Origin of the sequence: Allosalinactinospora lopnorensis (assembly GCF_000981225.1) — a bacterium.
GTDB lineage: Bacteria > Actinomycetota > Actinomycetes > Streptosporangiales > Streptosporangiaceae > Allosalinactinospora > Allosalinactinospora lopnorensis.
The window spans coordinates 39,616-64,587 of record NZ_LAJC01000015.1 but is presented as its reverse complement, the minus strand read 5'-3'; the positions used below and the strand labels follow the sequence as shown (position 1 = coordinate 64,587).

Below are 24,972 nucleotides of genomic sequence, written 5' to 3'. Positions count from 1 at the left end.
GCTGCTATCGGGGCCGGACCACCCGGGGAGGGGCCTCCCGCGGCCGCCCGTCCCGTTCCGCCGCGCCGGGATGCCGGCGTTGCCGTACCGGGGCCCGGCCCCTAGGCTCGATGGCTATGAGTTCTGTGGGCATCGTGCTCGTCTCACACAGCGACCGCCTCGCCGCCGGCCTTCGTGACCTGGTACGGGAACTCATAGGCGACAAGGCCCCGGTGGCCGTCGCCGGAGGCGCCGACGACGGCGGCATCGGGACGAGCTACGACCTCATCCTCTTCGCGATCGGCGAAGCCGACCAGGGGAGGGGAATCGTCGTCATCCCCGACATCGGCAGTGCCGTCCTCACGGTGCGCACGATCCAGGAGGACCATCCGCGCGACGACGTCGTCCTTGTCGACACACCCTTTGTGGAGGGCGCGGTGAGCGCCGCGGTCACCGCTGCGAGCGGAGCCGACCTGGCCGCGGTCGTCACCGCCGGTGAGGAGGCCCGCTACACGGCCAAGTTCTGAGGTCCGAGCCGCCCGCCCCAGACCCCCTCGGCCGCTATCCGCGCACGTGGTGCGCCCCCTCCGGTCGCCACGGACGCAGCCGCGGCAGCCAGGCCGGCACGTTGCGCCGGTAGGTCTCGTACTCGCTCCCGAACTGGCGCAGCAGGGTGGGTTCCTCGTAGAAGCGGACGAACAGGGCGGTAAGACCCCAGAAGAACGCGGCCCAGAGCACCAGGTCGAACGAGCCGAACAGCAGCGCCTGGCCGAGGATGACCCCCAGCAGCGAGACGTACATGGGGTTGCGCACGTAGCGGTTGGGGCCCTCGACGACCAGGTGCCTGGTCGGTGTGATCGGGGCGGGCGTCCCCCAGGCCATGGCGAACCGCGCGAACGCGTGGATACACCAGAACAGCCCCGCGCAGATCAGGAGGACGCCCACCGCCTGCGCCACCACCCAGTACGGTGCGGGCTCGCCGAGCTCCCAGCGGGTGATCCACCACGGTCCGAGACCGGCCACGAACCCCGGCGCCAGGAGGAAGAACACGATACTGCCGACGGCCGCCGACGTTTTGCTGCGCATGGTCTACTCCTCGTTCTCTCGTCGTCCGTTCGGGTCGGGGCGCTCGGCGCCCCCCGATACCGCTGCCGCGCGCAGGTATGCGTCGGCGAACGTCTCGCAGGCCTCCTCAAGGGAGGGAAGCTGCGGCCCCAGGGCGGATTCGAGTGTCGGCCGGAGCGCCAAGTGCACCGTCAGAGGCCGAGCATCTGCTGGATGAGCAGCGGAAGCGGCAGCGGGCGCAGGCGGCCGGCCCGGACGTGCGGCAGCAGCAGCGCGCCGAAGCTGTCGAACAGGCGGGGAAAGCCCGCCCGGAACATCTGGCCGCCCGGACCGTCGGGGCGGCTGAACAGATCGGCGAACAGCGCCGGCAGCACCCGGGGGTGCCGGTCGAAGGCCGTGACCAGGGCGCGGTGGATCTCCCGCACGGTGCTCCCAAGGGCGGCGGGCGGGCTCGCGGCGAGCCGTTCCAGGTCGAGCAGCGGGCTGTGGCGCTCGAAGATCGCGGTGAGCAGGCCGTCGCGGCCGCCGAAGGCCGTGTGCAGGCTCGGCAGCGAACACTGGGCCGCCTCGGCGACCGCGTCGAGCGTGACCGCGCCGAGTCCGCGCTCGCTGATCAGTTGGGCGGCCGCCGCTACGGCCCGTTCCCGCACCGGCGGACGGCCCCCGGGATCCACGCCCGCGGCGCGGACCGCCTCATCGATCGCCGCCCTTGATCCGCCGAGCCGCCGCAGCAGGGTGCTGCGTGAGATCCCCGCTGCTGCCGCGATCGCGGTCAACGGGACCACAGCCACGTCCGTACCCCGCTCGCGGGCCGCCGCCAGCGCGGCTTCCACCAGCTCCCACGGAACTCTCTCTCCCATGAAATATGAGACTACTCTTTATATAACGTAGTGTCACATGTTGGGCAGACGAATCTCCCGCGGCCGTGGTGCTTGGCGGATCGCTTTACGCCGCTGCGGCCCACCGTCCGATGCCTGACGCGGCCGTGCTGTCACAGTGGGTGAGCTGTGCGTGGGGGAGGAAAAGCGGGGCGGCGCGTCAACGACCACCGCTCCCGGGGCCGGTCTGCCCTGTCTCGGGGTCCGCGCCTCGGACGTCCCTCAGAAGGAGGTGCGGTCCCGTGCTCAGGTGAAGTCTTTGAGAAGCGTCCCGAGGTACTGGGTCGTCGAGGAGGCGGGTAAGGCCTCGATACACAGCCGGTCCATGACCTGCATGTAGTGCTCCGTCTCCTCGGGCTTGTCGAAGTACAGGGCGCTGGTCAGCTGTTCGAGGTAGACGATGTCGGGCAGTTCGGGGCTGGTGAACCGCAGGATGCTGAACGGACCGCCCGCCGCCGCGTGGCCTCCTTGGTTGAACGAGACGATCTGCAGGGTGACATTGGGCAGCGTGGCCATCTCGATCAGGTGCTCAAGCTGGGCGCGCATGGCGTTGGGACCGCCCAGGGGGCGGCGCAGCGCGGCCTCGTCCACGGCCGCCCACAGCTTTGGGGCGCCCGGTCCGGTGAGACGCTTCTGCCGGGCCATCCGCAGGGCGACCCGGCGGTCGATCTCCTCGGCCGGTGCGCCGCTGTGGGCGAGCATGATGACGGCGCGGCTGTACTCCTCGGTCTGCAGCAGGCCGGGGATGAACTGGATCTCGTAGGTGCGGATGATGGCGGCCGCTTCCTCCAGGCCGACGTACACCTCGAACCAGTGCGGCAGGATGCCGCTGTACTTGTGCCACCAGCCCGGGGTGTTGGCCTGGCGTGCGAGCGCGAGCAGTGGTTCGCGCTCCTCCTCGGCCGTGACCCCGTAGAGGGTGAGGAGGTCGGCGACATCGCGCTCCTTGAAGCTGACCTGCCCCAGTTCCAGACGGCTGATCTTGGCGTGCGAGGCCCGGATCTCGTACCCGGCGTCCTCCCGTGAGATGCCCCTGGCGGTACGAAGCCGGCGCAACTGGTTCCCAGCAGGATCCGCAGCACCGTCGGTCCGCCCCGCGAGTAGTCGAGTATGTTGAGCTGAGGAGCGGTTTCGCTCGACTGCGCTGTTCCCACGGGTCTCTCCTAAGGGCGGCTGGTTCGCAGTCAGTGAACCAGATGTGAGGAGGAGCGTTCAATTCTTCTCGTTATGTGAACCAAGGGGCGAGGGACGGCTTCGCCGCAACCCCTTTGCCGTCCCTTTGCTCCCTCCCCACTATTCTCTTCCTCTTTCGCGTCTGTCACAGCCCTGTTGCCCGCAGGTTTCGGTGCGGCCCGGTGCCTGTGCCCCTGGTCGGAACCCGCTTCATCAGGGCCCGCGATGTCCGGTTCCGCTACCTGTGCCGTGGAGGTTCGCCCGACCTCGCGGACGCGGCGTGCGGGCTCAGTCCATCAGGTGGTCGAAATCGCCGGCCTTGGCTCCCTGCACGAACGCCGTGATCTCGGCCGGCGTGTAGATCAGCGCCGGGCCGTGCGGGTGGCGGGAGTTGCGGACCGCGACCTCTCCGTCCGGTAGCCGGGCGATCTCGACGCAGTTCCCGTTGGGATTGCTGAGGCGGCTCTTATGCCAGACGACCTCACGCAAGCTGCTGGCGGGGATGCCGTTTTCGGCCTGCTGCATCTAACTCTCCTCACCGAATCGTTGCGGGCCCTGCGGATGGTGTGGTCTCCGGCACTGGGCTGGCCTGTTCTACTTGCCGTACTGCTGACCCTTGTTTGCGAGTACACGTCGTGTCCGCGACCGCGGCCTGGTCGCGTCCACCTGAGGGAGCGCGCGGGTCCTCCTCTCACGTTCGAACATAGCGCAGCTATGCACGTGCATATGTGTTTGCATCGGTTCTTGCGACAGTAAATTACCTGAATTGTTCCGGGTGATGGTGAGCCGACGATCGGTGGTGACCTGGTCGGAGGGGGTGGCGCGGCAGCGGCCGTTATCCGGCGCTCCTGGGTCCGGTGAATGCCTGTCGGGCTGTACACAGGAAGATGAGACCCGTGTGGGTCAAGCGCGCGATCGCGGGGTGCGACCGGTTCAAATTTTCATAACGATGGTGGCCGGGGACGACAGTCGGCCCGTTTCTCACTAGACTGCCGTGTGCACATGCATTCGTGCTTGCAGCTGTAAGAGACACGAGGAATGGTGCACGTGGCCATAAACAGTGCGAAACGCACAACCCCGCAGGGGCCGCGATGAACGCGCGCTTCGCTTCCTGTAGTGCCAGTGACCCGCACACGAGAGCAGGGATCGACCGGGTGCTGTCCGCGATCGAACCCGCCGACGCGCCCAGCGGGTGGTGGGGACTCACATCAATGCCGCTGCCCATCGGCCATCGCGTCCTCGACCGGCGCATCGCTGCGCAGGGACTGGGATTCCACGCTTCCTCGGTCAGGACCGCCCGGGACTTCGCGCGCACGGCGTTATCCAGCTGGGGACTGGCCGACCTGAGCGGGCTGCTCGGTGAGGTTCGGCTCGTCGTCTCCGAACTGGTGACCAACGCGTGCCGGCATGCGGTGCCGGAGACGGCCGGAGCCATCTCCGAATGGTCCATCCAGCTCGGACTGCTCCGCGAGGGCACCCAGCTGACCTGCATGGCCTTCGACCCCAGCCATCGGGTACCGGAACTGGGCGAGCAGAGCGACCTCGAAGAGGGCGGGCGCGGGCTGCACCTCATCGAGTCGTTCAGCTCCGCCTGGGGCTGGCACCTGCTCGAAGGTCAAGGCAAGGTGGTCTGGGCCGTGCTGACCGTCGTCGACCGCTCGTAGCGGGCCCCTGCTTTTTCCGACACGGCAGACCTCGCCCCGAGACCGCAGCGCCGTCTCAGGCGGCCGGACCAGGACGGCGCGGGGACGCGCACGCATCCGCACGAGTCTCGGTGGGTAGGAAGTGCCCGGAGCTCGTGCCGGCAGGAGGAGGGCTGATATGGCCGAAGCGCCAGTACAAGCCCTGACTGTTGGGATCCTCAAGGAGACCGCCTCCGAAGAGCGAAGGGTCGCGGTGGTCCCCGCCGCTGTGGAGAGCCTGCGGGAGCTGGGGCCGGCGGTGCTGGTCGAGACCGGCGCCGGAGCAGGGGCACACTACTCCGACGACGACTACGTTTCAGCGGGCGCCGAGGTCGTGTCCGCATCGGAACTGCACGAGCGCGCCGATGTCCTGCTGTCGGTGACGCGCCCTTCCTCCGAGATCCTGCGCCGGCTGCGCTCCGACCAGACCGTCGTGGGCATGCTGCAGCCGCTGAACGACCCCCTGCTCATTCGCGACCTGGCTGATCTCGGCGTCACCGCTGTCAGTCTCGACGGAGTGCCACGTACGCTGAGCCGGGCACAGCCGATGGACGCGCTCAGCTCCCAGGCCAACGTCGCCGGGTACAAGGCGGTGATCGTCGCCGCCGCGGCCTACGACCGCTACCTTCCCCTCCTGATGACCGCGGCCGGTGTGGCGCGGCCCGCGGAGATCCTGGTGCTGGGGGCCGGAGTCGCCGGACTGCAGGCGATCGCGACCGCCAACCGGCTCGGTGCCGTCGTCACCGGTTACGACGTCCGCCACGAGGCGCGCGAGGAGATCCGCTCGCTCGGCGCCGAGGTCCTGGAACTGCCCGAAGTGGAATCGGCGGGGGCCGGCGGGGGATACGCCCGCGCTCTCACCGACGCGGAGCGGCGGTTCCAGCTCGGAGCCCTTTCCGACCAGGTCCACCGCTTCGACATCGTGATCGCCACCGCACAGGTCCCCGGCGGGCGGCCGCCTCTGCTGCTGGAGGAGGACGCGATCGCCCGGCTCCGCCCGGGCGCGGTCGTGGTGGACCTCGCGGCGGGCCCGTACGGCGGGAACGTGGCGCTGTCCCGCTCGGACGACACGGTCGTCACCGATCGCGGGGTCACGGTCATCGGTGCCGGGAACCTGCCCGCCACGGTGCCCCGCGCGGCGTCGGAGGCCTACTCGCGCAACGTGCGGACGCTGCTCTTCCACATGTTCAGCGAAGGGCGGCCGGTGATCGATCTGGACGACGAGATCCAGGCGGGAGTTGTCATCACACACGGCGGCAGGGTGGTGCACCACGCTGCCGCGGCAGCGGTCGAAGCCGTGACAACAGCGGGAGGAGTCGAACCCCATGAGTCCGGAACTCCTTACTGACCTGACCATCTTTCTGCTCAGCGTCCTGGTGGGGTTCGAGGTCATCAGTAAGGTGCCCGCGACCCTGCACACGCCGCTGATGTCGGCCGCCAACGCCATCCACGGCGTCGTCCTGGTCGGGGCGATGGTCATCGCCGTCACGGCGGATACCCCGCTCGGCTACGCGCTGGCGCTGGTGGCCGCGGTGTTCGCCGCCATGAACGTCGTCGGGGGGTATGTCGTCACGGACCGGATGCTGCAGATGTTCCGCCCGCCCTCGGAGCGTGCACCCGAGCCCGCCGTCGAGGAGGACGCCGCGGGCGCACCCCCGGCGGTCTCCGCCGGCAGCGGCGCGCGGGAACCGGCTGAGGCGGCGGACGACGGCCGGACCGGCACAGAGGCGGCGGATCCCCGGGAGGGCCGGTCATGAGCACCGTCGACGTCATCATCCGGCTCGTCTACCTGGGCGCGGCGACCTGTTTCGTGATCGGGCTGCACCTGATGAACTCGCCGGGGACGGCCCGACGCGGCAACCGGCTCTCGGCCCTGGGAATGGCCGCGGCGGTGGTCGCGACCCTCGTCTACCTCATCGACTCCGGGACCGTAACCCCGGCGGGATGGATCGTGCTCGCGGTCGGAATCGCCATCGGGGCGGCCGCGGGACTGTACTCGGCGCGCACCGTGCGGATGACCGCCATGCCGCAACTGGTCAGCCTTTTCAACGCGGTCGGCGGCGGAGCGGCCGCCCTCATCGGTGTGCACGATTTCCTGCAGTTCGGTGGCCCTGAGGGGACGCTCTCAGCGGCCGCGGCGATCGCGGTCACACTCGACGTCCTCATCGGCACGGTCGCCTTCTCCGGCTCGCTCATCGCCTCGGGGAAACTCCAGGGATGGGTGTCCGGGAGCCCTGTGCTCCTCCCCGGGCGCGGGGCACTGAACGCCGTGCTGATCGCGGTCATCGCCGTGGCGGCCGGCCTGCTGATCGCCGGCCTCATCGGGGTTCCGGCCCTGGCCGTCCTCGTGCTCGCCTCGCTCCTTCTCGGTGTGCTGATGGTGCTGGCGATCGGCGGCGCGGATATGCCCGTCGTCGTTTCGCTGCTGAACGCGGCCACGGGGGTGGCGGTCGCGATGGCGGGTTTCGTCATCGAGAACACCATGCTCATCATCGCGGGCGCCTGGTGGGCGCCTCCGGTGGCATCCTCACCAAGCTCATGGCCGACGCCATGAACCGCTCCCTCGGCAGCATCCTCATCGGCGGGTTCGGGACGGGCGACGGTGCGGCGCCGGGGGCCGTCGGCGCCGCTGAGGGGATCCGGACGATCGACGCGGACGACGCCGCGATCCGGCTCGCCTATGCCGGACGTGTCATCGTCGTCCCGGGGTACGGGCTGGCAGCGGCCCAGGCTCAGCACGAGCTCCACGAGCTCACCGAGCTGCTGGAGAGCAGAGGGGTGCGGGTGGACTACGCGATCCACCCGGTGGCCGGCCGGATGCCCGGACACATGAACGTACTGCTCGCCGAGGCGAAGGTGCCCTACTCCCAGATGAAGGAGATGGAGGAGATCAACCCGGAGTTCCCGCGGGCGGATGTCGCGCTGGTCATCGGGGCCAACGATGTCACGAACCCGGCCGCCCGGCGCCCGGGGACGCCGATATCCGGCATGCCGATCCTCGACGTGGACCGGGCCGAAACCGTCATCGTGGTCAAACGGTCGATGGGCCACGGCTACGCCGGCATCGACAACGAGCTCTACACCGAACCCGGGACCCGCATGTTCCTGGCCGACGCGAAGTCCGCGCTCGGAACGCTGACAACGGCCGTCAAGACCCTCGTGCGGTGAGGTTCCGCCTCCAGCGCGGCGAACCACCGGCGCTACTCGCGAGGACAGCCCATCTGGTGGTGGATGATCAGATCGACGTAGACATCGCCCAGCTGCGGCAGAGTCAGCCCGCCCTCGGGCTCGTACCAGTTCAGGATGGAGTCCAGGGTCTCCAGGACGGTGTCGGCCGCGGCACCGGGCTGGGGGGCGGTGAAGAGTCCCGCACTGTTGCCCTCTGCGATCATGTCGCGGATGTGCTCCTGGTAGGAGCGCATGAGGTCGTACAGTTCCCGGTAGCGCGTGGGGTGGATGGCGCGGAGCGTGGGCATCAGATCGCGCCGCAGCCCTTCCTCCGTCCAGTGCTCCCAGCAGAAATCGATGTGCCTGCGGATGAGCGCGGCAAGGCGGTCCACCGGGGGTTCGGGTGCCCCGGAGTCGGCGATCTGCCCCGTGACGAGCGTGCGAGTGGAACGGAGGACGACCGCGTAGACCAGGTCCATCCGGGTGGGGAAGGCACGGCGGAACTCCAGGAAGTTGATCCCGGTCTCCCGGGTGATCTCCCGGATGAGCGTGGCCATGTCGATACCGCGTACTCCGTGTTGGGAGAACAGCCGTCTCGCGGCGTCAAGGGTGTGTTCGGTGACTCGGGCATCGTGTGGCGAGAGGTCGGCCGTCATGATCATCTCTTGAGTGCGCCGCCGACAGGCGACACGATCGAGGGGGTTGATGTCAGCGGATCCGGTTACGAACCGGTTTCGATGATAGTCGTGCAGGCGTTCCGATTCACGGGAAACACGGATGCCGACCGCGGATTTCGGGGTCCGGATCTCCGCGCTCAGCTTGGAAGGGCTCGGAAACGCCCGCGGCGCAGGGATCTCTCTACCAGCCGCGGCGCTGATGCGGCGGCTCCGCGGCGGGCCGGGCGGCCCGGTCCTGGTGGGCGCTCGTGTGCTCACGCTGTCCACCGGCCAGCTGGGCGAGTTCGGCGGGGTGGTCGGTCACGACCGCGTCGACCCCCATGCCGAGAAGCCGTGCCATCTCCGTGAAGTCGTTGACCGTCCACGCTGAGACCTCGCAGCCGTGTCGATGCACCTCCGCCACCAGTTCGCGGGTGATGAGCGGATAATAGACGTTGTAGAAGCGCGGGCGCACCGCCTGCCACAGGTCGGCCGCGGGCGGATCCTCGCGGTCCCAGGTCAGCGCCAGCTCCACGCCGGGACGGTGCGACCGGACCGCGCGTATCGCCTCGATCGAACCGGTGTAGAGCACCTTTTCGGCCAGACCGAGCTCCTGCACCAGGCGTCGGTGGCCAGGGCGGTGTCGACCGACGTCACGTTCAGCATGAACTGGAGCGGGTGCGGCCGGCCGAACTCCGCCAGAACCTCCAGCAGGGTCGGGACACGCTGGTCCGCCTCGCCGTTGAACGCGGCCAGCTCGGCCAGGCTCAGTCCGGTCACCGGCCGGGAGAAGCCCCAGAGGCGTTCCATGGTGGCGTCGTGGAGCAGAACCACCTGGGCGTCGCTGGTGAGCTTGAGGTCGATCTCCACCATGTCGGCCCCCGCCGCGGCGGCGGCCCGAATGGCCGGCAGTGTGTTCTCCCGGAACTGGATGGGGTCACCGCGATGGGCGATCGCCAGCGTCATGAGGCATCTCCTGGACATCTTCGATCCGATGCGCGGCCGGGTCGACATCGGCGCGGCGAGGGCGGGCCGCCGCTGCTGCTGTTTTCCAGGCCTGCAAGAGTCGTGCCCCCCAGATTGCCAAAAACCCGACACCGGCGAAGGGGGTACCGGGAAAAACCAGGAAAAAGACCAGGACAGCGGGCATACGAGGGGACACGGGCCGGGCCCGTGCGGTGCCGGTCGCGCCTGACCTGGGAAACTTCTAGGGCAGACCGTGCGTCTGCAACAGTGGCACACGCACTTCCCACAACCGAGGTCTTGAGGCGAACGATGATCCCCGACCAGCGACGCGAGCACATCCTTAAGCTCTTGCAGGAACGCCACGTTCTGAGCATCAACGAGCTCACGTCGATGCTGTCCGTATCGCACATGACGGTGCGGCGGGACATCCAGACGCTGGAGAACGAGGGCAAGGTGCTGTCGGTCACCGGTGGGGTGCGCCTGGCGGCCCGGCTCAAGAGCGAACCCTCCTACCTGGCCAAGGCCCAACTGGAGGTGCCGGCCAAGCGCGCCATCACGCGGGCCGCGGCGGAGCTGGTGCGGGAGAACTTCACCATCTTCCTGGACGCCGGGACGACCACGCTGCAGATGGTGCCGATGCTCACCGGCAAGCGGGGGCTGACCGTCGTCACGAACGACTTCAACGTCGTGGGCCACCTCATGGAGTACCCCAACATCGAGCTGATCCACACCGGAGGCGTCGTCTCGCACGCCGACCACTCCTCGGTCGGGCAGTTCACCGCGGACTTCCTCAGCAAGGTCAACGTCGACCTGGCGTTCATCGCCAGCAGCTCCTGGGACATCGACCGCGGTTCGACCACCCCATCGGAACCCAAGGTCGTGGCAAAGCAGCAGCTGCTGAACATCGCCTCCAAGAGCGTCCTCACCGTGGACAGCACGAAGTACGGCAAGTTCGGCACGTTCCGGGTGGCCCGGCTGGAGGAGTTCGACCTGATCGTCAGCGACGATCGGCTCCCCCGGTCGGCCGTCGATGAGATGCGGTCCCGGGACATGCGCCTGCACCTGGTCGCATCCGAGTAGTCCCGTGGGGCCGTCCGGCAGACCGCTTCGGCTACCCGCCGGACCTTCCGTCCGGCGGGTAGCACGCCGTCCTTCTAGTCTTCGCCGCTGTCCGGTTCGGCCGGGCAGAACAGTTCGAGCTGGAAACCGTCCGGGTCGTTGAAGTTGAGAGCCGAACCCCACGCGGAATGGACGATCGGCGTGTGGTCGATGTCCATGTCGGTCAGACGCTCCTCCCACGCCTCCAGATCACCCAGGTGGCCGATCCTGAGGGCGATGTGGTCGACACCGGCGTGCCGGCAGTCGAACAGCCCCTTGAAGTGGTCCTTGTGCTGGGTGAACCCGAGGACCATACCCGACTCGTGGCTGCAGTCGGTGTGCAGCGTCTGACCGTCGTCACGAGTCCGGAACTCCCGGAAGCCGAGGACGGAGCGGTAGAACTCGACGCTGGCGTCGCGGTCACGCACGGAAAGCGTGATGTGGGCGATACCGGAAAAGCGGGGCACTGATACCTCTCTCCGGCGGCGAGGCGGCCGAAGTTTGCGGGGAGGGAAAAGGTCAAGCACGTTTTCTGAGCTTACGTCCCGATCCCGGATCCATGGAGGGCTATTAACGCGTGCTTAACGCCGCCGATCCACATCAGCGCCGATTAACGCTCTACAGCCGCTGGGAGGGCGCCACTTGACCAAGGGCGGCTAACGCATCGACCAGGTAAAAAGTAAGCAATGCTTTGCTGATGTCCGGGGTTAGGGTGGCGCCATGGGCGAAACGAGCACGTTGTACGTGGTGACGGTGTTCCTCGGCGATTTCGGCGGCGGGGGCGACACCGGCGGGAACGAACTCGGCCTCTTCCTCGACACCCAGGGCCTTCCGGAGCGGACCCGCCAGCACGTGGCGGCGGATCTTGGGTTCGCCGAGACGGTGTTCCTCGAGGACCCGGCGACCGGACGGCTGCACATCCACACACCGGCCAAGGAACTGCCGCTCGCCGGGCACCCCTTGGTGGGGACCTCCTGGCTGCTGCGCCGCGGCGGCACCGGCGTGCAGGTGCTGAACCCGCCGGCGGGGCCGGTGCCGACCTGGGCCGAGGGGGATCTCACCTGGATACGCGCCGCTCCCGAGTCGGCCCCGGAGTTCGATACCCGCCAGATGCCGTCCCCCGCCGACGTCGACGCGTGGGCGGGCGCCGAGCCCGGCGCGGACCTGCACATCTGGTCGTGGGAGGACGAGGCCGCGGGCCGGGTCCGGGTACGTGTCTTCCCGAGCGGGATGGGCATCGACGAGGATGAGGCGACGGGGGCGGCGGCCCTGCGCCTAGGGGCGCTGCTCGGGCGCCCGCTCACCATCCGCCAGGGCATGGGTTCCCGGATCGAGGTGCGCCCCGGCCCCGACGGCACCGTTGAGGTCGGCGGCCGTTGCGCCCTGGTGGAAACGCGCGGCTACCGGATCCCCTGGACCACGGCGGCCACCGTGTTACCCGACGAGGCGCGTGGGAATGACGGCTGCGCGAGAGGCGGCCGAGACAACGACGGGAGGCCACCGAGGAGCCGATGACGACGCCGATCGGGCCTGAGCTCTCCGCGGCCTGGCGGGAGCTCGCGGGCTCCGGACCCGAGGCCGAGGCCGTTCGGGCCGACCTGCTCGAACGCTGGTCCGAGCCGCACCGGCGCTACCACACCCTCGACCATTTGCGAGCGGTGCTCGCCGCCGTTGACGAACTGGCCGGTCAGGCCGCCGATATCGCGGCCGTGCGCTATGCCGCCTGGTTCCACGACGCGGTCTATGCGGGAATGCCGGGCGAGGACGAGGAGCAGAGCGCCCGCCTCGCCGAGCAGACGCTTCCGGCCTGCGGAGTGGACGGCGCGCGCGTGGCCGAGGTGGCCCGGCTGGTCCGGCTCACCGCCGCGCACCGCCCTGCGGTCGGCGACCCCGACGGCCGGGTGCTCTGCGACGCCGACCTGTCCGTACTGGGTGGCACCCCCGGCGAGTACCTGGCCTACACCGCCGCGGTGCGCGAGGAGTACTCCCACGTTCCCGACACCGACTTCCGGCGGGGCCGGGCCGCGATCCTGCGGGAGTTACTCCGAACGCCTCAGCTGTTCCACACGCCGCTCGCCCGCGTCCGCTGGGAGGATCGGGCGCGGGTCAACATCCGCGCGGAGCTGGTCCGACTGGAGAACACCGCGCCCGGACTTGCGTCGCCGCAGTCCTGAGGCGACCAGTCGGGCGACCAGTTCCCGACCCGGTACCGGCAGCGCGCCCAACTCGATCGCCCGATTGTAGGCCGTCTCGGGAACGTCGTAGTGGTCCCGGTCGAAGGCCCGGGCGGGCACGCCGAGCCGGCGAGCGAAATCGTGCAACTCGTCGTGACTGGCGTCGCTGACCAGATGCGACCAGTACAGATCGCGCGGACCGGGCCAAACGGGGGGATCGATGAGGACGCTCACGGCCCCGACTCTAGGCGACCGCCGGAGGCGGGCACTCCCGCAGAGTGAACCGCGCCGCGGCCGGGCTCCCCGCGCCGTGCTCATCAGGGGGTCCGTCGAAGGCCGGTCGCCACCACGATCGCGGAGACAGCGACCATGACGCAGGCCATGGCCTTCAGTCCGGCGTCGGTGATCCCGTGGGCGAACACCACACCGAGGATCACCGAGGCCGTTATCGAGCCGATGAAACGGAAGGTCTGGAACAGCCCTGACGCGACCCCGATGTGGTCGCCGGGTGCCGCACGGTACATCGACGACTGCAGCCCGAGGTTGTTGAAGGCGTTGGGCAGGCCGAGTAGCGCGGTCAGCAGGATCAGCGCCCACAGTGGGGTGGAGCCGTCGGCCAACAGCAGCCCGGCCGAGCCGCAGAGGAGCAGTAGGCCGCCCGTGATGAGCACGAACCGCTCGTCGAAGCGGCGCAGCAACCGGGTCACCAGGGGGAGCGCGAACACGCTGATTCCGGCGATGGGGAGGACGACCATCCCGGCCAGTCCCGCGCTCACCTCCCGCGCACTCTGCAACCACTGGGGTATTCCGAGAAAGCCGAGGTAGAACACCACATTGATGGCGGTGTTCCGTGCGAAGACCGAGAGCAGCCGCCGGTTCGCGCCGAGCATGCGCAGGTCCAGGAACGGCGTAGCGGTGCGCAGTTCGCGCAGCAGCAGCGCCGCGGCGGCGACCGCGGCGAGTGGGAGCAGCAGCCACCGCGGCTCGTCCGAGGCCGAGAGCAGAAAACCGACCATGCCGCCCATGGCCAGTATGAACGCCCCGATGCCGGGCAGGTCGAGTTCGGCGAGGACGGTCGAGGAGCGCCTTCGCGGCTGCGCGCGTGGTGCCACGGGCGGCAGAAGGAGGAGTGCGAGAACCACCCCAAGCGTCGTGACCGGAACGTTGACCAGCCAGATCGCCTGCCATCCCCATACCTGGACCAGGATCCCGCCCAGCACGGGGCCGAAGGCGGCGCTGGCGGAGTTGACGGTGGCCACCATCGCCATCGCGGTCTGCGGCGGCCCTGCGGGCAGCGCGGACCGGAAGACCGCCATGGCCGAGGGGAAAGCGACGGACGTGCCCACGGCGAGCAGGACCCGCGCGGCGACCAGCCACCAGATGTTGGGGGCGAGTGGGGCGAACGCGGACGTCAGGCAGACCAGTACCAGTCCGCAGACGAACACCCTGCGCGCCCCGAACCGGTCGGCGAGGCGGCCCATGACGGGCATGCTGACGGTGGCCGCGAGGTAGAACGCGGAGACGAGCCAGGTGGCGGTCGCCATCCCGGTGCCGTAGTGCCGTTCGATGGGCACCAGGGCGAGCGCGATCATCGACGAGTTCAACGCGTTGAGCAGCGTCCCGAGGACTACTCCCGCCACTAGGCGCCGCGGTGTGCTCCCAGCCGTCGTGGTCGTCCCTTCGCGTGTCGGGGCCGGCGAGGGTCCACTATGCCACCGCGCCCAGCGCGAACCGGCGCCGCCCCGGCCGGCCGGTGCCGCGGGACGGGGGCGAGAAGGGCAGAGGAAGCGCCGGCCGCGTGTGCCGGCTTCAGTCCGGGCGGCTCACCTCGCGCCACGGCACCGGACTGGACAGCACCATGGTGCTCGACGGGCGGCCGTGCTCCGCCAGGCGGTCGATGACCTCCTCGAAGCGGGTCATGGACGCTACCGCGATGAGCAGGACGCAGCAGGCGTCACCGGTGACGCGGTGCAGTTGCAGGATCTCCGGGCGGTGCATCGCCGTCTTGTCGCGCAGCAGGCAAAGGGCGCCGAAGCACTCCATGCGCACCAGCGCGGTCACCGCGAGCCCGGCGGCCTGCGGGTCCACGTGGGCGTGGTAGCCGGTTATCACGCCGCGGTCCTGGAGCCGGCGCACCCGCTCGGCCACGGCCGGGGCGGAGAGGTTGACCCGCCGGGACAGCTCGTTGAAGGACAGCCGCCCGTCGGCCTGCAGTTCGGTGATGATCCGCCAGTCGACGTTCTCCAGCATGATTTCCAATCGTGAAGGTCCATCTCGTTAATCCCTTACGAATACTAAGCCGATGCGGCTGAACGGTCGGTGCTGTCCATTCTCCGTGCGGGACGGATGTCACATGCTGAAAGAGTGCCGCGCTCCTCGCCGATCTCGCCGGGGCCAGGGGCCGCGGTCAGGGAATACAAGGAGGGACTGCCGATGGTCTGTGCTTCGCAGGCGCCGAGGGAACCCGGACACCCGGGCGGGACGACCGGCCGCGCCGAGCGGACCGTTCCGGCACGGGAAGGGCCCACGCTCACGTTCGAGCAGACCAACCCCTACGTGCGGTACGGCGAGCTCGACACGCTGCTGGAGCTGCAGCGTCCCCGCACCAACGAGCCGGCCGAGCCCTCGTTCATCATCACCACGCAGGTGATGGAGCTGCTCTTCAAGCTCCTGCGGCAGCGCTGGGAAGAGGCCCGCGACGCGCTGGAGGCGGACGATCTCCCAGAGGCCCTCGCGGCGCTGCGGCGCGCAACCCACGTCCAGGACGTGCTGGTGAAGTCCTGGGATCTGCTGGCGACGCTCACCCCGCCAGAGTTCGGCCGGTTCCGCGAGTCGCTCGGCGAGGCGTCGGGATTCCAGTCCTACGCATACCGCCACCTGGAGTTCCTGCTCGGCAACAAGTCCGCGGCCATGGTGCGGCCGCACCGGTCCGCGCCGGAGGTACGCGCCGACCTGGAAGGTGCGCTGGCCGAGCCCGGACTGTACGACGCGGCGCTGCGGCTGCTGCATCGGCGCGGCCTTCCGGTCCCGCGCGAGCGGGTGGACCGCGACTGGACCCGGCCCTACGCCCCGCACCCCGGTGTCGAACAGGCCTGGGCCGAGGTGTACGCCGACGACCGGCCCGGCAACGAACTGTTCGCCCTGGCCGAGGCGCTGGTGGACACCGCGGAGCGGGTGACCCGGTGGCGGCACCGCCATCTCATGGCGGTCAAGCGGGGGATGGGCGCCAAACCGGGTACGGGAGGTTCCAGCGGCCTGGAGTGGTTGGGCAAGAACGCGGGGCAGGACGTGTTCCCGGAGCTGTGGACGCTGCGCACGAGTATCTGAACGGCGACCGGGCGCAGCCCGGCCCGCGCCCGGCCGCTGCCGGGAGGACTGACAGCGGGCGAGTGAAGCAGAAGGAGACGGTGCGCGATGACAGCCCTTACCCGAGAGGACTGCGCGAAGCTGGACGCCGAGGACCCCCTGGCCCGCTTCCGGGACGAGTTCTCGCTTCCGGAAGGCGTGGTCTACCTCGACGGCAACTCGCTGGGCGCGCTGCCCAAGGCGACGCCGGGGCGCGTGGCACAGGTGGTCGAGCGGGAATGGGGGAGGGGCCTGGTCAAAAGCTGGAGTGACGCCGGCTGGTGGGACAAGCCGCGCACGCTCGGCGCCGGGATCGCCCCACTGGTAGGCGCCCAGCCGCACGAGGTCGTGGTCGGGGACGGGACCTCGGCCAACCTGTTCAAGGTGCTGGTCGCCGCCCTCCGGCTGAACCCGGGCCGGCGGGTGGTCGTGGGGGAGTCCGGCAACTTCCCCACCGACCTCTACATCACCCAGGGGGTGGTGGAACTGCTGGGGGCCGACGAGCGCCGCGTCGACCCTGACGGCCCGGAGCTGGGCGAGGCACTGGCCGCGGGGGACGTCGCGGTCGTGCTGCTCAGCCATGTCGACTACCGCACCGGTGCGCTGCGCGACATGGCCGGGACAACGCGTCTCGTGCGGGAACACGGTGCGCTGATGATCTGGGACCTCTGCCACAGCGTGGGCGCGGTTCCCGTCGAGCTCGGCGAGTGCGCCGTCGACTTCGCGGTGGGCTGCACGTACAAGTACCTCAACGCCGGCCCGGGCGCCCCCGCGTTCAGCTACCTGGCCGAGCGCCATCACCGCAACGCGCGGCAGCCCATCACCGGCTGGCACGGTCATGCCCGCCCGTTCGACTTCTCCGGCGACTACGTTCCCGCTGACAGCGCCAGCCGCTTCCTCAGCGGATCCCAGCCGCTGATCGCCGACGCCGCGCTGGAGGCGAGCCTGGAGTTGTGGGGCCGGGTCGCCATGGACCAGGTGCGCGCGAAGAGCCTCGCCATGACCGAGCTGTTCATCGAGCTGACAGCGGGGGCGGGACTGACGCTGGTCACGCCGCGGCGGGCGGAGCGGCGCGGCAGCCAGGTCTCGCTGCGCCACGATGATGGGAACACGGGCTATGCGATAGTGCAGGCCCTGATCGCGCGCGGTGTCATCGGTGACTTCCGTGCGCCCGATGTTCTGCGGTTCGGCTTCACCCCGCTCTACCTGCGCTATGTCGACGTCTACGATGCGGCGACGGCGCTCGTCGAGGTGGTGCGCTCCGGCGAGTGGCGTGCCCCCGAGTTCGCGAGGCGCTCCTGGGTCACCTGAGGTGCGCGCCTCTGGCGGGGGATACGGTGCCGCCGCTTCCGCGGGGCGCGCTGCGCGCCCGCCGCTCGCGGCCGGTGGGCCGCTCCAGCGTCCCCGCGGTCGCCCGCCCTCACTGAGACGAAGGCCACGCCTGGCTGTGATGAGCCTCCCCTGTGTCCGCTGACCTCGGCAAACTCTCTTCTCGCCGCCGAGTGACCGCATAGTTCCCGCGATCGCCCCCCTGTCTCGCGAAGTTTTGCGCGGATTCCGCGCGTCTTTTGCCGTTTTATGGACTAGAGTCCGTCGTGATCGGTTCGTGATCCGGATGTGGCTTATCCGTGTCACTGCCGATGCCGCCCCCGGACTTTCCGTCCCGGGGAACAAGACCCAAGCGGGCCGTGGCGCGTGCGCTCGCGCCCATCCGCCGGCCGCCGCCTGCGCCGGTGGTCCGCCCGCGCGGAATGGCGAACCAGCCTCGACGTCCCCATCACGACATACCGCCCACTGCGGCATGCGCGCTCCGGCGCGTCCGTGGACACCTCTGTGCCGATTTGCGGCGATATGTCGCGTCTTGCTGCGGCCCCGACCCCCGACCCGCTCTGTGTGCTATGAGTCCTGCAGATTCGATCCAGTACGGCCAGGTCAAAGCGTCCTACTTCTGGGACGACGGATCCGGGAGGAACGGCGACACCGGTCTCCCCGCGTCCGGCGAACCCATGCAGAAAGGGCTCTTCGCGAGCCCGAGCTGGCCCCTCGGCACCGAGGGCTACGTGGAGTACAACGGCCAGAGGGCCGGTTTCTTCATCGGCGACCGCGGTCCAGGGCATCCCGCCGAGAACTGCGACGTCCTCCTGGACCTCGACGGCAAGACGTTCGCCGAGCTGACCGGCGAGACCTTCGACCAGGACGCCCTGGCTGTCAGCGGAGGCAACGGTCACATCGACGTCGAGTACCACATCACCGAGTGGGGCGACGGCAACGGCAACGAAGGCGCCCCCCACGCCATGGGCGACGAGGACAACCGCTGCGAGGAGGCGGTCTCCGAGCCTCCCGCGCAGGAGGAGGACGGCGCGCAGAACGGAACCGCAACAGGCACCGGGCAGCAGGGGCGGACCGCCGAAGCCGGGCAGCAGGAGACGCGGCCCGAGATCGCCGTCAACCAGGACCCGGGAATCGAGCTGGCCGCCGGCGAGACACCGATCGCCACCGGAGCGCTCACTCTTGCGCTCCTGCCCGCGCTCATCGCCGCCGTGCTTTTCACCAGACGGCGCTTCCCGGTGGAGCACCCGGCCTTCGGCGGGCGGAGCGTGGGCCGGCACCGCAAGCCGGCCCCCGCACCGGCGGGTGTCCTGCGCCGGCACCGCTCCCGGACCGGGGAATAGGCCGCGCGGCCCCGGCGGAGCGGTCGGGACGGCCCCGCCACCTCAGACGTCGCCGAGCAGCACGCCGGGGCGCTCGACGCAGTCGGCGACGAAGCGCAGGAAGCCGCCCGCCTCCTCGCCGTCGCAGACTCGGTGGTCGAACGCCAGCGTCAGTTCGGTGACCGGCCGGACCACCAGCTCGTCGCCGGCCACCCAAGGGCGTTTGACGATCCGGCCCATACCGAGGATCGCGGCTTCGGGGTGATTGATGATCGCCGCGGAGCCGTCGACGCCGAAGACCCCGTAGTTGTTGACGGTGAAGGTGCCGCCGGTGAGCCGGTCCGGTGTCAGTGTCCCGGCCCGTGCCGCGGTCGTGAGTTCGTCGAGGTTCGCCGCTAGCTCCCGCGTTGTCATGGCGTGGGCATCGCGCACCACCGGCACCGCCAGGCCGCGCGCCGTCTGAGCGGCGATCCCCAGGTTGACCTGCGAGAAGCGGAGCAGCTCGGACCGTTCGGTGTCGATCCGGGAGTTCAGCGCGGGGAAGCGCCGCAGTCCCAGCAGGCAGAACTTCGCGAGCAGCGCGAGCACGCTCACCGGCCGGTCCGGATCGGCCTCGTTCAGTGTCGAACGCAGATCGAGCAGGCCGGTGGCATCGGCGTCCACCCACACGGTCGCCTCGGGGATCTCGCGGCGCGAGCGGGCCAACCGCTCGGCCATCGCCCGCTGCGGGCCGCGCAGCGGGATGCGTTCGACCCCCGACAGCTCGGCGGAGGAGGACGAGGCCGGCGCCGGTCCGGTCCGCGGTGCCCCGGTGGCGGGCGCCGCGTCCGCGGTGCCCCCCGCGGCGACCGCGGCCTGCACGTCGCGCCGCAGCACCAGCCCGCCTTCGCCGCTGCCGTTCAGCGCCGCGACATCGATGCCGTGCTCTCGGGCCATCCGCCGGACCAGCGGTGAAACCACAGCCGTGCGTCGCTGTCCACGCGCGGAAACGGGTGGCGGGGGCGGAGCCTCAGACGCCGTTGTCTCAGGCCCGCCCGCCGCGAGGGTGCGTCGCCGGCCGCGATCGCGCCGCCGCCCCTCACTCGTGCCGTATCCCACGAGGACCGCGCCGGACCCGGACGTCCCCGCGGCGGCGCCGTTGCCGCCGCGGCCGTTCCCCGCCGGTCCCCGGGCTTCTGGCACGACGCACCGGGCCCGCCGGAACCGGCGGTCGTTCCCGGCGCCGCGGTATCGATACTGATGAGCGGGGCGCCACGGCGATCGCCTCTCCGGGGGCACCGTGCAGCGCGGTCACGGTCCCGCTGTAGGGGCAGGGCACTTCAACGGCGGCCTTCGCCGTCTCGACCTCGGCCACCGCCTGGTCCACGGTCACCGTGTCACCGACGTTCACCCGCCAGTCCAGGATCTCCGCCTCGGTGAGCCCTTCACCGAGATCGGGCAGCGCGAACTCCTTCACGGTCGCGACGGTGCCCACGCGCTCACCTCCGAACGGCTCCGGTCCGAACCGCCGGCGGAGGCCCCCGCGGAGTCGTTGCAGGGGAGCGGTACGGCGTCCGCGCGGGGCCGCGGAGGGGCCTCGGGAAACCAGTCCGCCTCCCACTGCAGCCGGTCCATGGCATCCAGGATCCGGTCCACGCTCGGCAGGTAGTACTCCTCCAGCTTGGGTGGGGGGTAGGGGATGTCCAGCCCGCCGACCCGCAGCACCGGGGCCTCCAGGTAGTGGAAGCACTGCTCGGTGACGCGGGCCGCGACCTCGGCTCCGTACCCGCCGAACATCGGCGCCTCGTGCACCACTACCGCGCGCCCGGTCCGGCGCACCGACTCCGCCACGGTCGCGTCGTCGAAGGGCGACAGGCTGCGCAGGTCGACCACCTCGACGTCGATGCCCTCCTCGCGCGCGGCTTCGGCGGTCTCCAGCGCGGTGGCGACCATGGGGCCGTAGGCGATCAGCGTGACATCGGTGCCGCTGCTGCGGACGACGGCCCGGTCCATCGACTCGGTGCGGACCGGAAGTTCCAGGTCGGCCCGGTCCCAGTAGCGGCGTTTCGGCTCCAGGAAGACGACCGGGTCGGGGCAGTCGATCGCCTCGCGCAGCATCGAGTAACCGTCGGCCGGATTACCTGGCGTGACGACACGCAGACCGGGGGTGTGAGCGTAGTAGGCCTCCGAGGAGTCGCTGTGGTGCTCCACACCGCCGATGCCGCCCCCGTAGGGGATGCGGACGACCATCGGCAGCTCCACGGCGCCCTGGGTGCGGTTGCGCATCTTCGCCACATGCGAGACGAGCTGCTCGAACGCCGGGTAGGCGAACGAGTCGAACTGCATCTCCACGACCGGGCGCCCTCCGTGCATGGCCATGCCCACGGCGGTGCCCACGATGCCTGCCTCGGCGAGCGGGGAGTCGAAGCAGCGCTCCGCGCCGAACTCGGCGGCCAGCCCGTCGGTGACCCGGAACACGCCGCCGAGCGGGCCGACGTCCTCGCCGTAGACGAGGACATCGGGGTCCGCGGCCAGTGCGTCTCGCAGGGCGCGGTTGAGGGCCTGCGCCATGGTGGTCTCGGTCATGACAGTCCCGGCAGTGCTCGTGGGGATGGCGCGGGTGCTGGGCTCCGCTTGAACCGCGGGTCGCCGGCCATCGGCTCACACCCCCCGCAGCTCGTCGAGGAGCGCCTGGCGCTGCTGCGCGAGCATCGGCGGCGCTGCGGCGTAGACGTGCGTGAACAGGTCGTCGGGGGAGAGCGCGGGACCGCCTCTGCGGCCGGCGTCCCGAGTCCCCCGAGGGGAGCGCTCACCGGAGAGCCGCTCGCGCAGATCGGTGGCGAGCCGTTCCGCCTCGGCCGCCACGCGGTCCAGCTCCGCGTCGTCGAGGCGGCCCTCGGCGCGCAGGAGCGCCTCCAGGCGGGCCACCGGGTCGCGCTCCTTCCAGTACTCCACCTCGGATTCGTCGCGGTAGCGCTGCGGAGCGTCGGAATTGGTGTGCGGGTCCAGACGGTAGGTCTGGGCCTCGATGATGGCGGGGCCGCCGCCGGCGCGCGCCTCGCCGAGGGCGTGCGAGACAACGGAGTACACGGCCGCGGCGTCGTTGCCGTCGACGTGGTACCCCCGCATGCCGTACCCGATGGCCTTGTGCGCCAGGGTGGGGGCCGCGGACTGCTTGCGTACCGGGACGCTGATCGCCCAGTGGTTGTTCTGGATCAGGAAGACGACAGGGGTGTTCCACACGGCGGCGAAGTTGTACGCCTCGTGGGCGTCGCCCTCGCTGGTGGCGCCGTCTCCCATGAGTACCAGCGCCGCGACGTCCTCGCCCTTGCGGCGTGCGGCGTAGGTCAGGCCGACGGCGTGCGAGGCGTTGGTGGCCAAGGGGGTGCACTGCGGCGCGCAGCGGTACCGGCCGGGGTCGTAGCCGTTGTGCCAGTCGCCGCGCATCAGCGTGAGCGTGTCCACCGGGTCGATGCCCCGGGTGACCAGGGCGACGCAGTCGCGGTAGGTGGGAAAGAGCCAGTCGTGTTCCGCCAGTGCCAGCACGCCTCCGATCTGGCAGGCCTCTTGTCCGTAGGAGGAGGGGTAGACAGCGAGGCGTCCCTGGCGGGCGAGCGCGCCGGCCTGGCGGTCGAAGCGCCTGCCGATGACCATCGACCGCAGCAGCGTCAGCAGGGTGCCGTGGTCGGGAGTGGGATAGGCGGAGTCGACGACCCGGTGGCCCTTGCGGTCCACCAGGCGTATCGGCTCCGTTGAGGGGAGCGTGGGAGCCGGCGCCGGTTCAGCCCGGTCGTCAATGCGCTTCATGTCTTGAATATGAGCTGAATCACCCAATAGTGTCCATATCTCAGCGATGACCGTAGACATATGGCTCGCTGAGAGGCGTTCGGTCGCAATCTGTCCGCGATGTCCAGCATGTGGACGCTATGGGGTGAGACGCATGGCCGCCGATCTTGACGCGGTGGACCGCCACATCATCGACCTGTTGCGGGCGGACGGCCGAATGTCGATCCGCGCGGTCGCCGAGAAGGCCCACATCTCCCGCGCGAACGCCTACGCGCGGCTGGACCGCCTGCGCAAACAGGGGGTGATCAAGGGGTTCACCGCCGTCATCGATCCCGAGAAGTACGGAACAGGACTGGCGGCCTACGTCTCGGTGCGGATCGAGCAGCATTCGTGGGAGAAGTTCCGCGACTACCTGCGCGACATCCCCGAGGTCGACCACGCGGCGCTCGTCTCGGGCGACGTCGACCTGCTGCTGCTGGTGCGCGTCGCCGACGCGGCGGACCTGCGGACCTTCGTCCTGGAGCGGCTGCAGCGCTACCCGAGGTGCGCAGCACCCAGACCATGTTCATCCTGGACGAGCCCCACCTCGGCGGGGCCAGGGCCGGATCCGCCGCATCCGAGTGAAGGAGCGGGGCGCGGCGGCCGGCCCCTCCGCCACGGACCGCTCTTACGGGACCGCGGTGCCGGGAGTACCCGGTCACCAGCCCGTTGCGGTCTTGAGCTCGGAACGCAGCATGGGGGCCAAAGAACGGGAGAAGGTCGCGGTCAGGTGGTTGTCGTCGGACATCACCAGCACGTTCCCGACCACCACCGGGCATGTGCCGCCCGGGCAGAAATAGTCGGTCAGGTCGATGAAGGCGACGTTGCCCGGCACCTTCTCCAGCTCCTCGGCGGGGGACTCCTCGTTCATCGAGTAGCTCAGCTCCTCGACGCAGGCGTCCGCTCCGTACCGGTCCACGCACTCCGGGGCGTCGAAGCGGAGTCGAGGGGTGTCCCGGATCGCCACGACATCGATCCCGAGAGCCTCGAGTTCCTGCCAGCGTTCGACATAGCCGCCGGGGAGCCGCTCACCCGAGACGCCGGGGGCGCCCGCGGTGACGTTCCCAGCCCCGTTGCCCGCCGGCTCGGCCCGCGTGGACGTCGTGAAGACCGCGTCGGGCCTGAGCTCCGCCAGCTCGGCCATGGCCCCCTCCTTCCACGCCTCGCAGTCGGTGAAGACCTTCCCGCCCCAGTGCTGGGTGTCGCTGCTGAACTGGCAGCCGTTCTTCGTCATGGTGACCAGCCGCCAGTCGTTGGCCTCGGCGATCTCCAGCAGGGGCGGGAACCAGTGCCCGGCGTGGGAGTTCCCCACCAGCGCGATGGTGTGTTCGCTCGCCGCCGACCCGAACTCGCAGGTGACCGGCTCCTGCCCGCGGAGTTCAACGTTGCACCCGTTGGTGTGGAGCAGCCATTTGTCCTCGGGGGCTGTCAGGTCCGGATAGACGGGGACCTCGGGAAGGTCCTTGACCAGAGCGGGTTCGGCGATGACCTCAGCTCCCGGGTACTTCGTACGGTCCGAGGCGAGCTCCTGGCTGGCTTCCTGCCGCTTGTCCAGGAGTACCACCGAGCCGCCGACCGTGAGGAGAACCGGGAGCAGGAACGCCGCGCCGACCGCCAGCGACGGCCGCGGCCCGGCCCGGCCGCGGCTGATCCGGCGCACGCCGTTGTCGACCAGCCGGCGGCTCGCGACGGTCAGTGCGAAGGAGAGGCCGAGTACGGAGCACCCGCCGAGCAGGCCCGGCGTGTGGCGCCCGGTGACCTCCAGGTAGAACACCAGTACCGGCCAGTGCCAGAGATAGAGAGGGTAGGCGAGGTCACCGATGTGGCCCAGTGGGCGCCAGCCCAGGAGGCGGTCGGCGCCCAGTCTGCTGCCCGTCGTTCCGGCGATGATCACCAGCGCGGCGGCGCACGTGGGCCAGAGTGCGACATAGCCGGGGAACAACGTGGAGACCTCGATCAGCACCCCACACAGCACGAGCGCCGCGAGGCCGATCCATCCCAGAGCCACCCGCGCGAGGCGCGGGATCCGCAGGTGGGGCAGGATGAGGGCGAGCACCCCGCCGAGCGCGGGCTCCCACAGCCGCGCACCAGTGTCGAAATAGGCCCAGCGCTGATCCGACGCGGTGGTCAGGACCGAGTAGCACAGCGAAACCAGGAACGCCGCGGTGAGCGCGGTGAGCAGGACGCCTCGCACCCCCGGGCGCCCGGCCGGCCCCGCGCGTCGGGCCAGCAGCACGGCGGCCGCCACCAGGAGGGGCGCCAGCAGGTAGAACTGGCCCTGGACCGCCAGCGACCAGAAGTGCTGCACCGGGCTGGCCGCACCGGTGCCCCCC

25 protein-coding genes and 4 pseudogenes are annotated in these 24,972 nt (G+C 70.0%); 12 read left to right on the top strand and 17 right to left on the bottom strand.

Features of this window, described 5'->3' with window-relative positions; translation table 11 throughout:
- Positions 1-116: 116 nt before the first annotated feature.
- Complete coding sequence (gene dhaM / locus VS93_RS07945; protein WP_046469338.1) at positions 117-506, top strand: dihydroxyacetone kinase phosphoryl donor subunit DhaM; 390 nt, start codon at positions 117-119, stop codon at positions 504-506.
- A 34-nt stretch (positions 507-540) separates the two neighbouring features.
- Here the strand turns inward: dhaM and VS93_RS07940 are convergent, their stop codons facing one another.
- The 5 genes and pseudogenes from VS93_RS07940 to VS93_RS07925 form a co-directional block, all read right to left on the bottom strand.
- Positions 541-1,065 carry a methyltransferase family protein gene (locus VS93_RS07940; RefSeq protein ID WP_046469337.1) on the bottom strand — a complete coding sequence of 175 codons (525 nt, stop codon included), beginning with the start codon at positions 1,063-1,065 and terminating at the stop codon, positions 541-543.
- 3 nt (positions 1,066-1,068) lie between these two features.
- Entirely contained in the window at positions 1,069-1,227 is a 159-nt protein-coding gene (locus tag VS93_RS32860; protein ID WP_338022692.1) for a hypothetical protein, read from the bottom strand.
- A gap of 8 nt (positions 1,228-1,235) precedes the next feature.
- On the bottom strand, positions 1,236-1,904 hold the full coding sequence (locus tag VS93_RS07935; RefSeq protein WP_338022691.1) for a TetR/AcrR family transcriptional regulator: 669 nt from the start codon (positions 1,902-1,904) through the stop codon (positions 1,236-1,238).
- 264 nt (positions 1,905-2,168) lie between these two features.
- Positions 2,169-3,034: pseudogene (locus VS93_RS07930) on the bottom strand (helix-turn-helix domain-containing protein).
- 349 nt (positions 3,035-3,383) lie between these two features.
- Positions 3,384-3,620: a DUF397 domain-containing protein gene (locus VS93_RS07925; RefSeq protein WP_046469336.1), complete on the bottom strand. Its 237-nt coding sequence runs from the start codon at positions 3,618-3,620 to the stop codon at positions 3,384-3,386.
- 566 nt (positions 3,621-4,186) lie between these two features.
- On the opposite strand from VS93_RS07925, the gene VS93_RS07920 reads away from it, so the two are divergent.
- From VS93_RS07920 to VS93_RS33295, 4 genes and pseudogenes are all read left to right on the top strand, one after another.
- Complete coding sequence (locus tag VS93_RS07920; protein WP_082126707.1) at positions 4,187-4,759, top strand: ATP-binding protein; 573 nt, start codon at positions 4,187-4,189, stop codon at positions 4,757-4,759.
- Between the two features lie 157 nt (positions 4,760-4,916).
- Entirely contained in the window at positions 4,917-6,125 is a 1,209-nt protein-coding gene (locus VS93_RS07915) for an NAD(P) transhydrogenase subunit alpha (RefSeq protein WP_046469335.1), read from the top strand.
- A complete protein-coding gene (locus VS93_RS30035; protein ID WP_082126706.1) occupies positions 6,103-6,534 on the top strand; it encodes an NAD(P) transhydrogenase subunit alpha in 432 nt (143 codons plus the stop codon). The genes VS93_RS07915 and VS93_RS30035 overlap by 23 nt, the downstream gene beginning before the upstream one ends.
- Positions 6,531-7,945: pseudogene (locus VS93_RS33295) on the top strand (NAD(P)(+) transhydrogenase (Re/Si-specific) subunit beta). The gene VS93_RS30035 and the pseudogene VS93_RS33295 overlap by 4 nt, the downstream one beginning before the upstream one ends.
- Before the next feature lie 32 nt (positions 7,946-7,977).
- Here VS93_RS33295 and VS93_RS07900 read toward each other — a convergent pair.
- From VS93_RS07900 to VS93_RS26745, 3 genes are all read right to left on the bottom strand, one after another.
- Positions 7,978-8,601, bottom strand: a complete 624-nt coding sequence (locus tag VS93_RS07900) for a TetR/AcrR family transcriptional regulator (protein WP_046469364.1) — start codon at positions 8,599-8,601, stop codon at positions 7,978-7,980.
- Positions 8,602-8,803: 202 nt separating this feature from the next.
- The gene (locus VS93_RS29700) at positions 8,804-9,136 is read right to left on the bottom strand and encodes a glycerophosphodiester phosphodiesterase (RefSeq protein WP_052745589.1); all 333 of its coding nucleotides are present in this window, start codon (positions 9,134-9,136) and stop codon (positions 8,804-8,806) included.
- Positions 9,121-9,567: a glycerophosphodiester phosphodiesterase gene (locus tag VS93_RS26745; protein WP_052745588.1), complete on the bottom strand. Its 447-nt coding sequence runs from the start codon at positions 9,565-9,567 to the stop codon at positions 9,121-9,123. Before VS93_RS26745 ends, VS93_RS29700 begins: the two co-directional genes overlap by 16 nt.
- A 309-nt stretch (positions 9,568-9,876) precedes the next feature.
- Between VS93_RS26745 and VS93_RS07890 the strand changes: the two genes are divergently transcribed.
- Entirely contained in the window at positions 9,877-10,647 is a 771-nt protein-coding gene (locus VS93_RS07890; RefSeq protein WP_046469334.1) for a DeoR/GlpR family DNA-binding transcription regulator, read from the top strand.
- A 74-nt stretch (positions 10,648-10,721) separates the two neighbouring features.
- Here VS93_RS07890 and VS93_RS07885 read toward each other — a convergent pair whose 3' ends face one another.
- Positions 10,722-11,132 (bottom strand): VOC family protein, encoded by a 411-nt coding sequence (locus VS93_RS07885; RefSeq protein ID WP_046469333.1) that lies wholly within the window; start codon positions 11,130-11,132, stop codon positions 10,722-10,724.
- Positions 11,133-11,385: 253 nt separating this feature from the next.
- Between VS93_RS07885 and VS93_RS07880 the strand changes: the two genes are divergently transcribed.
- Both VS93_RS07880 and VS93_RS07875 read left to right on the top strand, forming a co-directional pair.
- Positions 11,386-12,180, top strand: a complete 795-nt coding sequence (locus VS93_RS07880) for a PhzF family phenazine biosynthesis protein (protein ID WP_082126703.1) — start codon at positions 11,386-11,388, stop codon at positions 12,178-12,180.
- On the top strand, positions 12,177-12,839 hold the full coding sequence (locus VS93_RS07875; protein ID WP_046469332.1) for an HD domain-containing protein: 663 nt from the start codon (positions 12,177-12,179) through the stop codon (positions 12,837-12,839). Before VS93_RS07880 ends, VS93_RS07875 begins: the two co-directional genes overlap by 4 nt.
- Positions 12,840-12,899: 60 nt before the next feature.
- Here the strand turns inward: VS93_RS07875 and VS93_RS33290 are convergent.
- From VS93_RS33290 to VS93_RS07865, 3 genes and pseudogenes are all read right to left on the bottom strand, one after another.
- Positions 12,900-13,157 (bottom strand): annotated as a pseudogene (locus tag VS93_RS33290) (DUF4031 domain-containing protein); the annotation flags it as partial.
- Positions 13,157-14,479 (bottom strand): MFS transporter, encoded by a 1,323-nt coding sequence (locus tag VS93_RS07870; protein WP_046469331.1) that lies wholly within the window; start codon positions 14,477-14,479, stop codon positions 13,157-13,159. The pseudogene VS93_RS33290 and the gene VS93_RS07870, both read right to left, overlap by 1 nt.
- A gap of 169 nt (positions 14,480-14,648) precedes the next feature.
- Positions 14,649-15,089 (bottom strand): Lrp/AsnC family transcriptional regulator, encoded by a 441-nt coding sequence (locus tag VS93_RS07865; protein WP_046469362.1) that lies wholly within the window; start codon positions 15,087-15,089, stop codon positions 14,649-14,651.
- A gap of 183 nt (positions 15,090-15,272) precedes the next feature.
- On the opposite strand from VS93_RS07865, the gene VS93_RS07860 reads away from it, so the two are divergent.
- The 3 genes from VS93_RS07860 to VS93_RS30295 all read left to right on the top strand — a co-directional run bounded on the left by VS93_RS07860 (position 15,273) and on the right by VS93_RS30295 (position 18,856).
- The gene (locus VS93_RS07860; protein ID WP_082126701.1) at positions 15,273-16,166 is read left to right on the top strand and encodes a tryptophan 2,3-dioxygenase; all 894 of its coding nucleotides are present in this window, start codon (positions 15,273-15,275) and stop codon (positions 16,164-16,166) included.
- Between the two features lie 87 nt (positions 16,167-16,253).
- Positions 16,254-17,495, top strand: a complete 1,242-nt coding sequence (gene kynU, locus VS93_RS07855) for a kynureninase (protein ID WP_046469330.1) — start codon at positions 16,254-16,256, stop codon at positions 17,493-17,495.
- 587 nt (positions 17,496-18,082) lie between these two features.
- A complete protein-coding gene (locus VS93_RS30295) occupies positions 18,083-18,856 on the top strand; it encodes a hypothetical protein (RefSeq protein WP_052745586.1) in 774 nt (257 codons plus the stop codon).
- 42 nt (positions 18,857-18,898) lie between these two features.
- On the opposite strand, the gene VS93_RS31200 is transcribed toward VS93_RS30295, so the two are convergent.
- From VS93_RS31200 to VS93_RS07835, 4 genes are all read right to left on the bottom strand, one after another.
- Positions 18,899-19,771, bottom strand: a complete 873-nt coding sequence (locus VS93_RS31200; protein ID WP_236700407.1) for a dihydrolipoamide acetyltransferase family protein — start codon at positions 19,769-19,771, stop codon at positions 18,899-18,901.
- Between the two features lie 142 nt (positions 19,772-19,913).
- Complete coding sequence (locus tag VS93_RS31195; RefSeq protein ID WP_236700406.1) at positions 19,914-20,309, bottom strand: biotin/lipoyl-containing protein; 396 nt, start codon at positions 20,307-20,309, stop codon at positions 19,914-19,916.
- Entirely contained in the window at positions 20,288-21,400 is a 1,113-nt protein-coding gene (locus tag VS93_RS07840; RefSeq protein WP_082126700.1) for an alpha-ketoacid dehydrogenase subunit beta, read from the bottom strand. Before VS93_RS07840 ends, VS93_RS31195 begins: the two co-directional genes overlap by 22 nt.
- A gap of 75 nt (positions 21,401-21,475) precedes the next feature.
- Positions 21,476-22,621 carry a thiamine pyrophosphate-dependent enzyme gene (locus tag VS93_RS07835; RefSeq protein WP_046469329.1) on the bottom strand — a complete coding sequence of 382 codons (1,146 nt, stop codon included), beginning with the start codon at positions 22,619-22,621 and terminating at the stop codon, positions 21,476-21,478.
- A 133-nt stretch (positions 22,622-22,754) separates the two neighbouring features.
- Between VS93_RS07835 and VS93_RS27765 the strand changes: the two are divergent.
- A pseudogene (locus VS93_RS27765) lies at positions 22,755-23,224 on the top strand (Lrp/AsnC family transcriptional regulator).
- A gap of 73 nt (positions 23,225-23,297) precedes the next feature.
- On the opposite strand, the gene VS93_RS07830 reads toward VS93_RS27765, so the two are convergent.
- Positions 23,298-24,947, bottom strand: coding sequence for an acyltransferase family protein (locus VS93_RS07830; protein WP_338022690.1), 1,650 nt, complete (start codon positions 24,945-24,947; stop codon positions 23,298-23,300).
- Between the last annotated feature and the right edge of the window lie 25 nt (positions 24,948-24,972).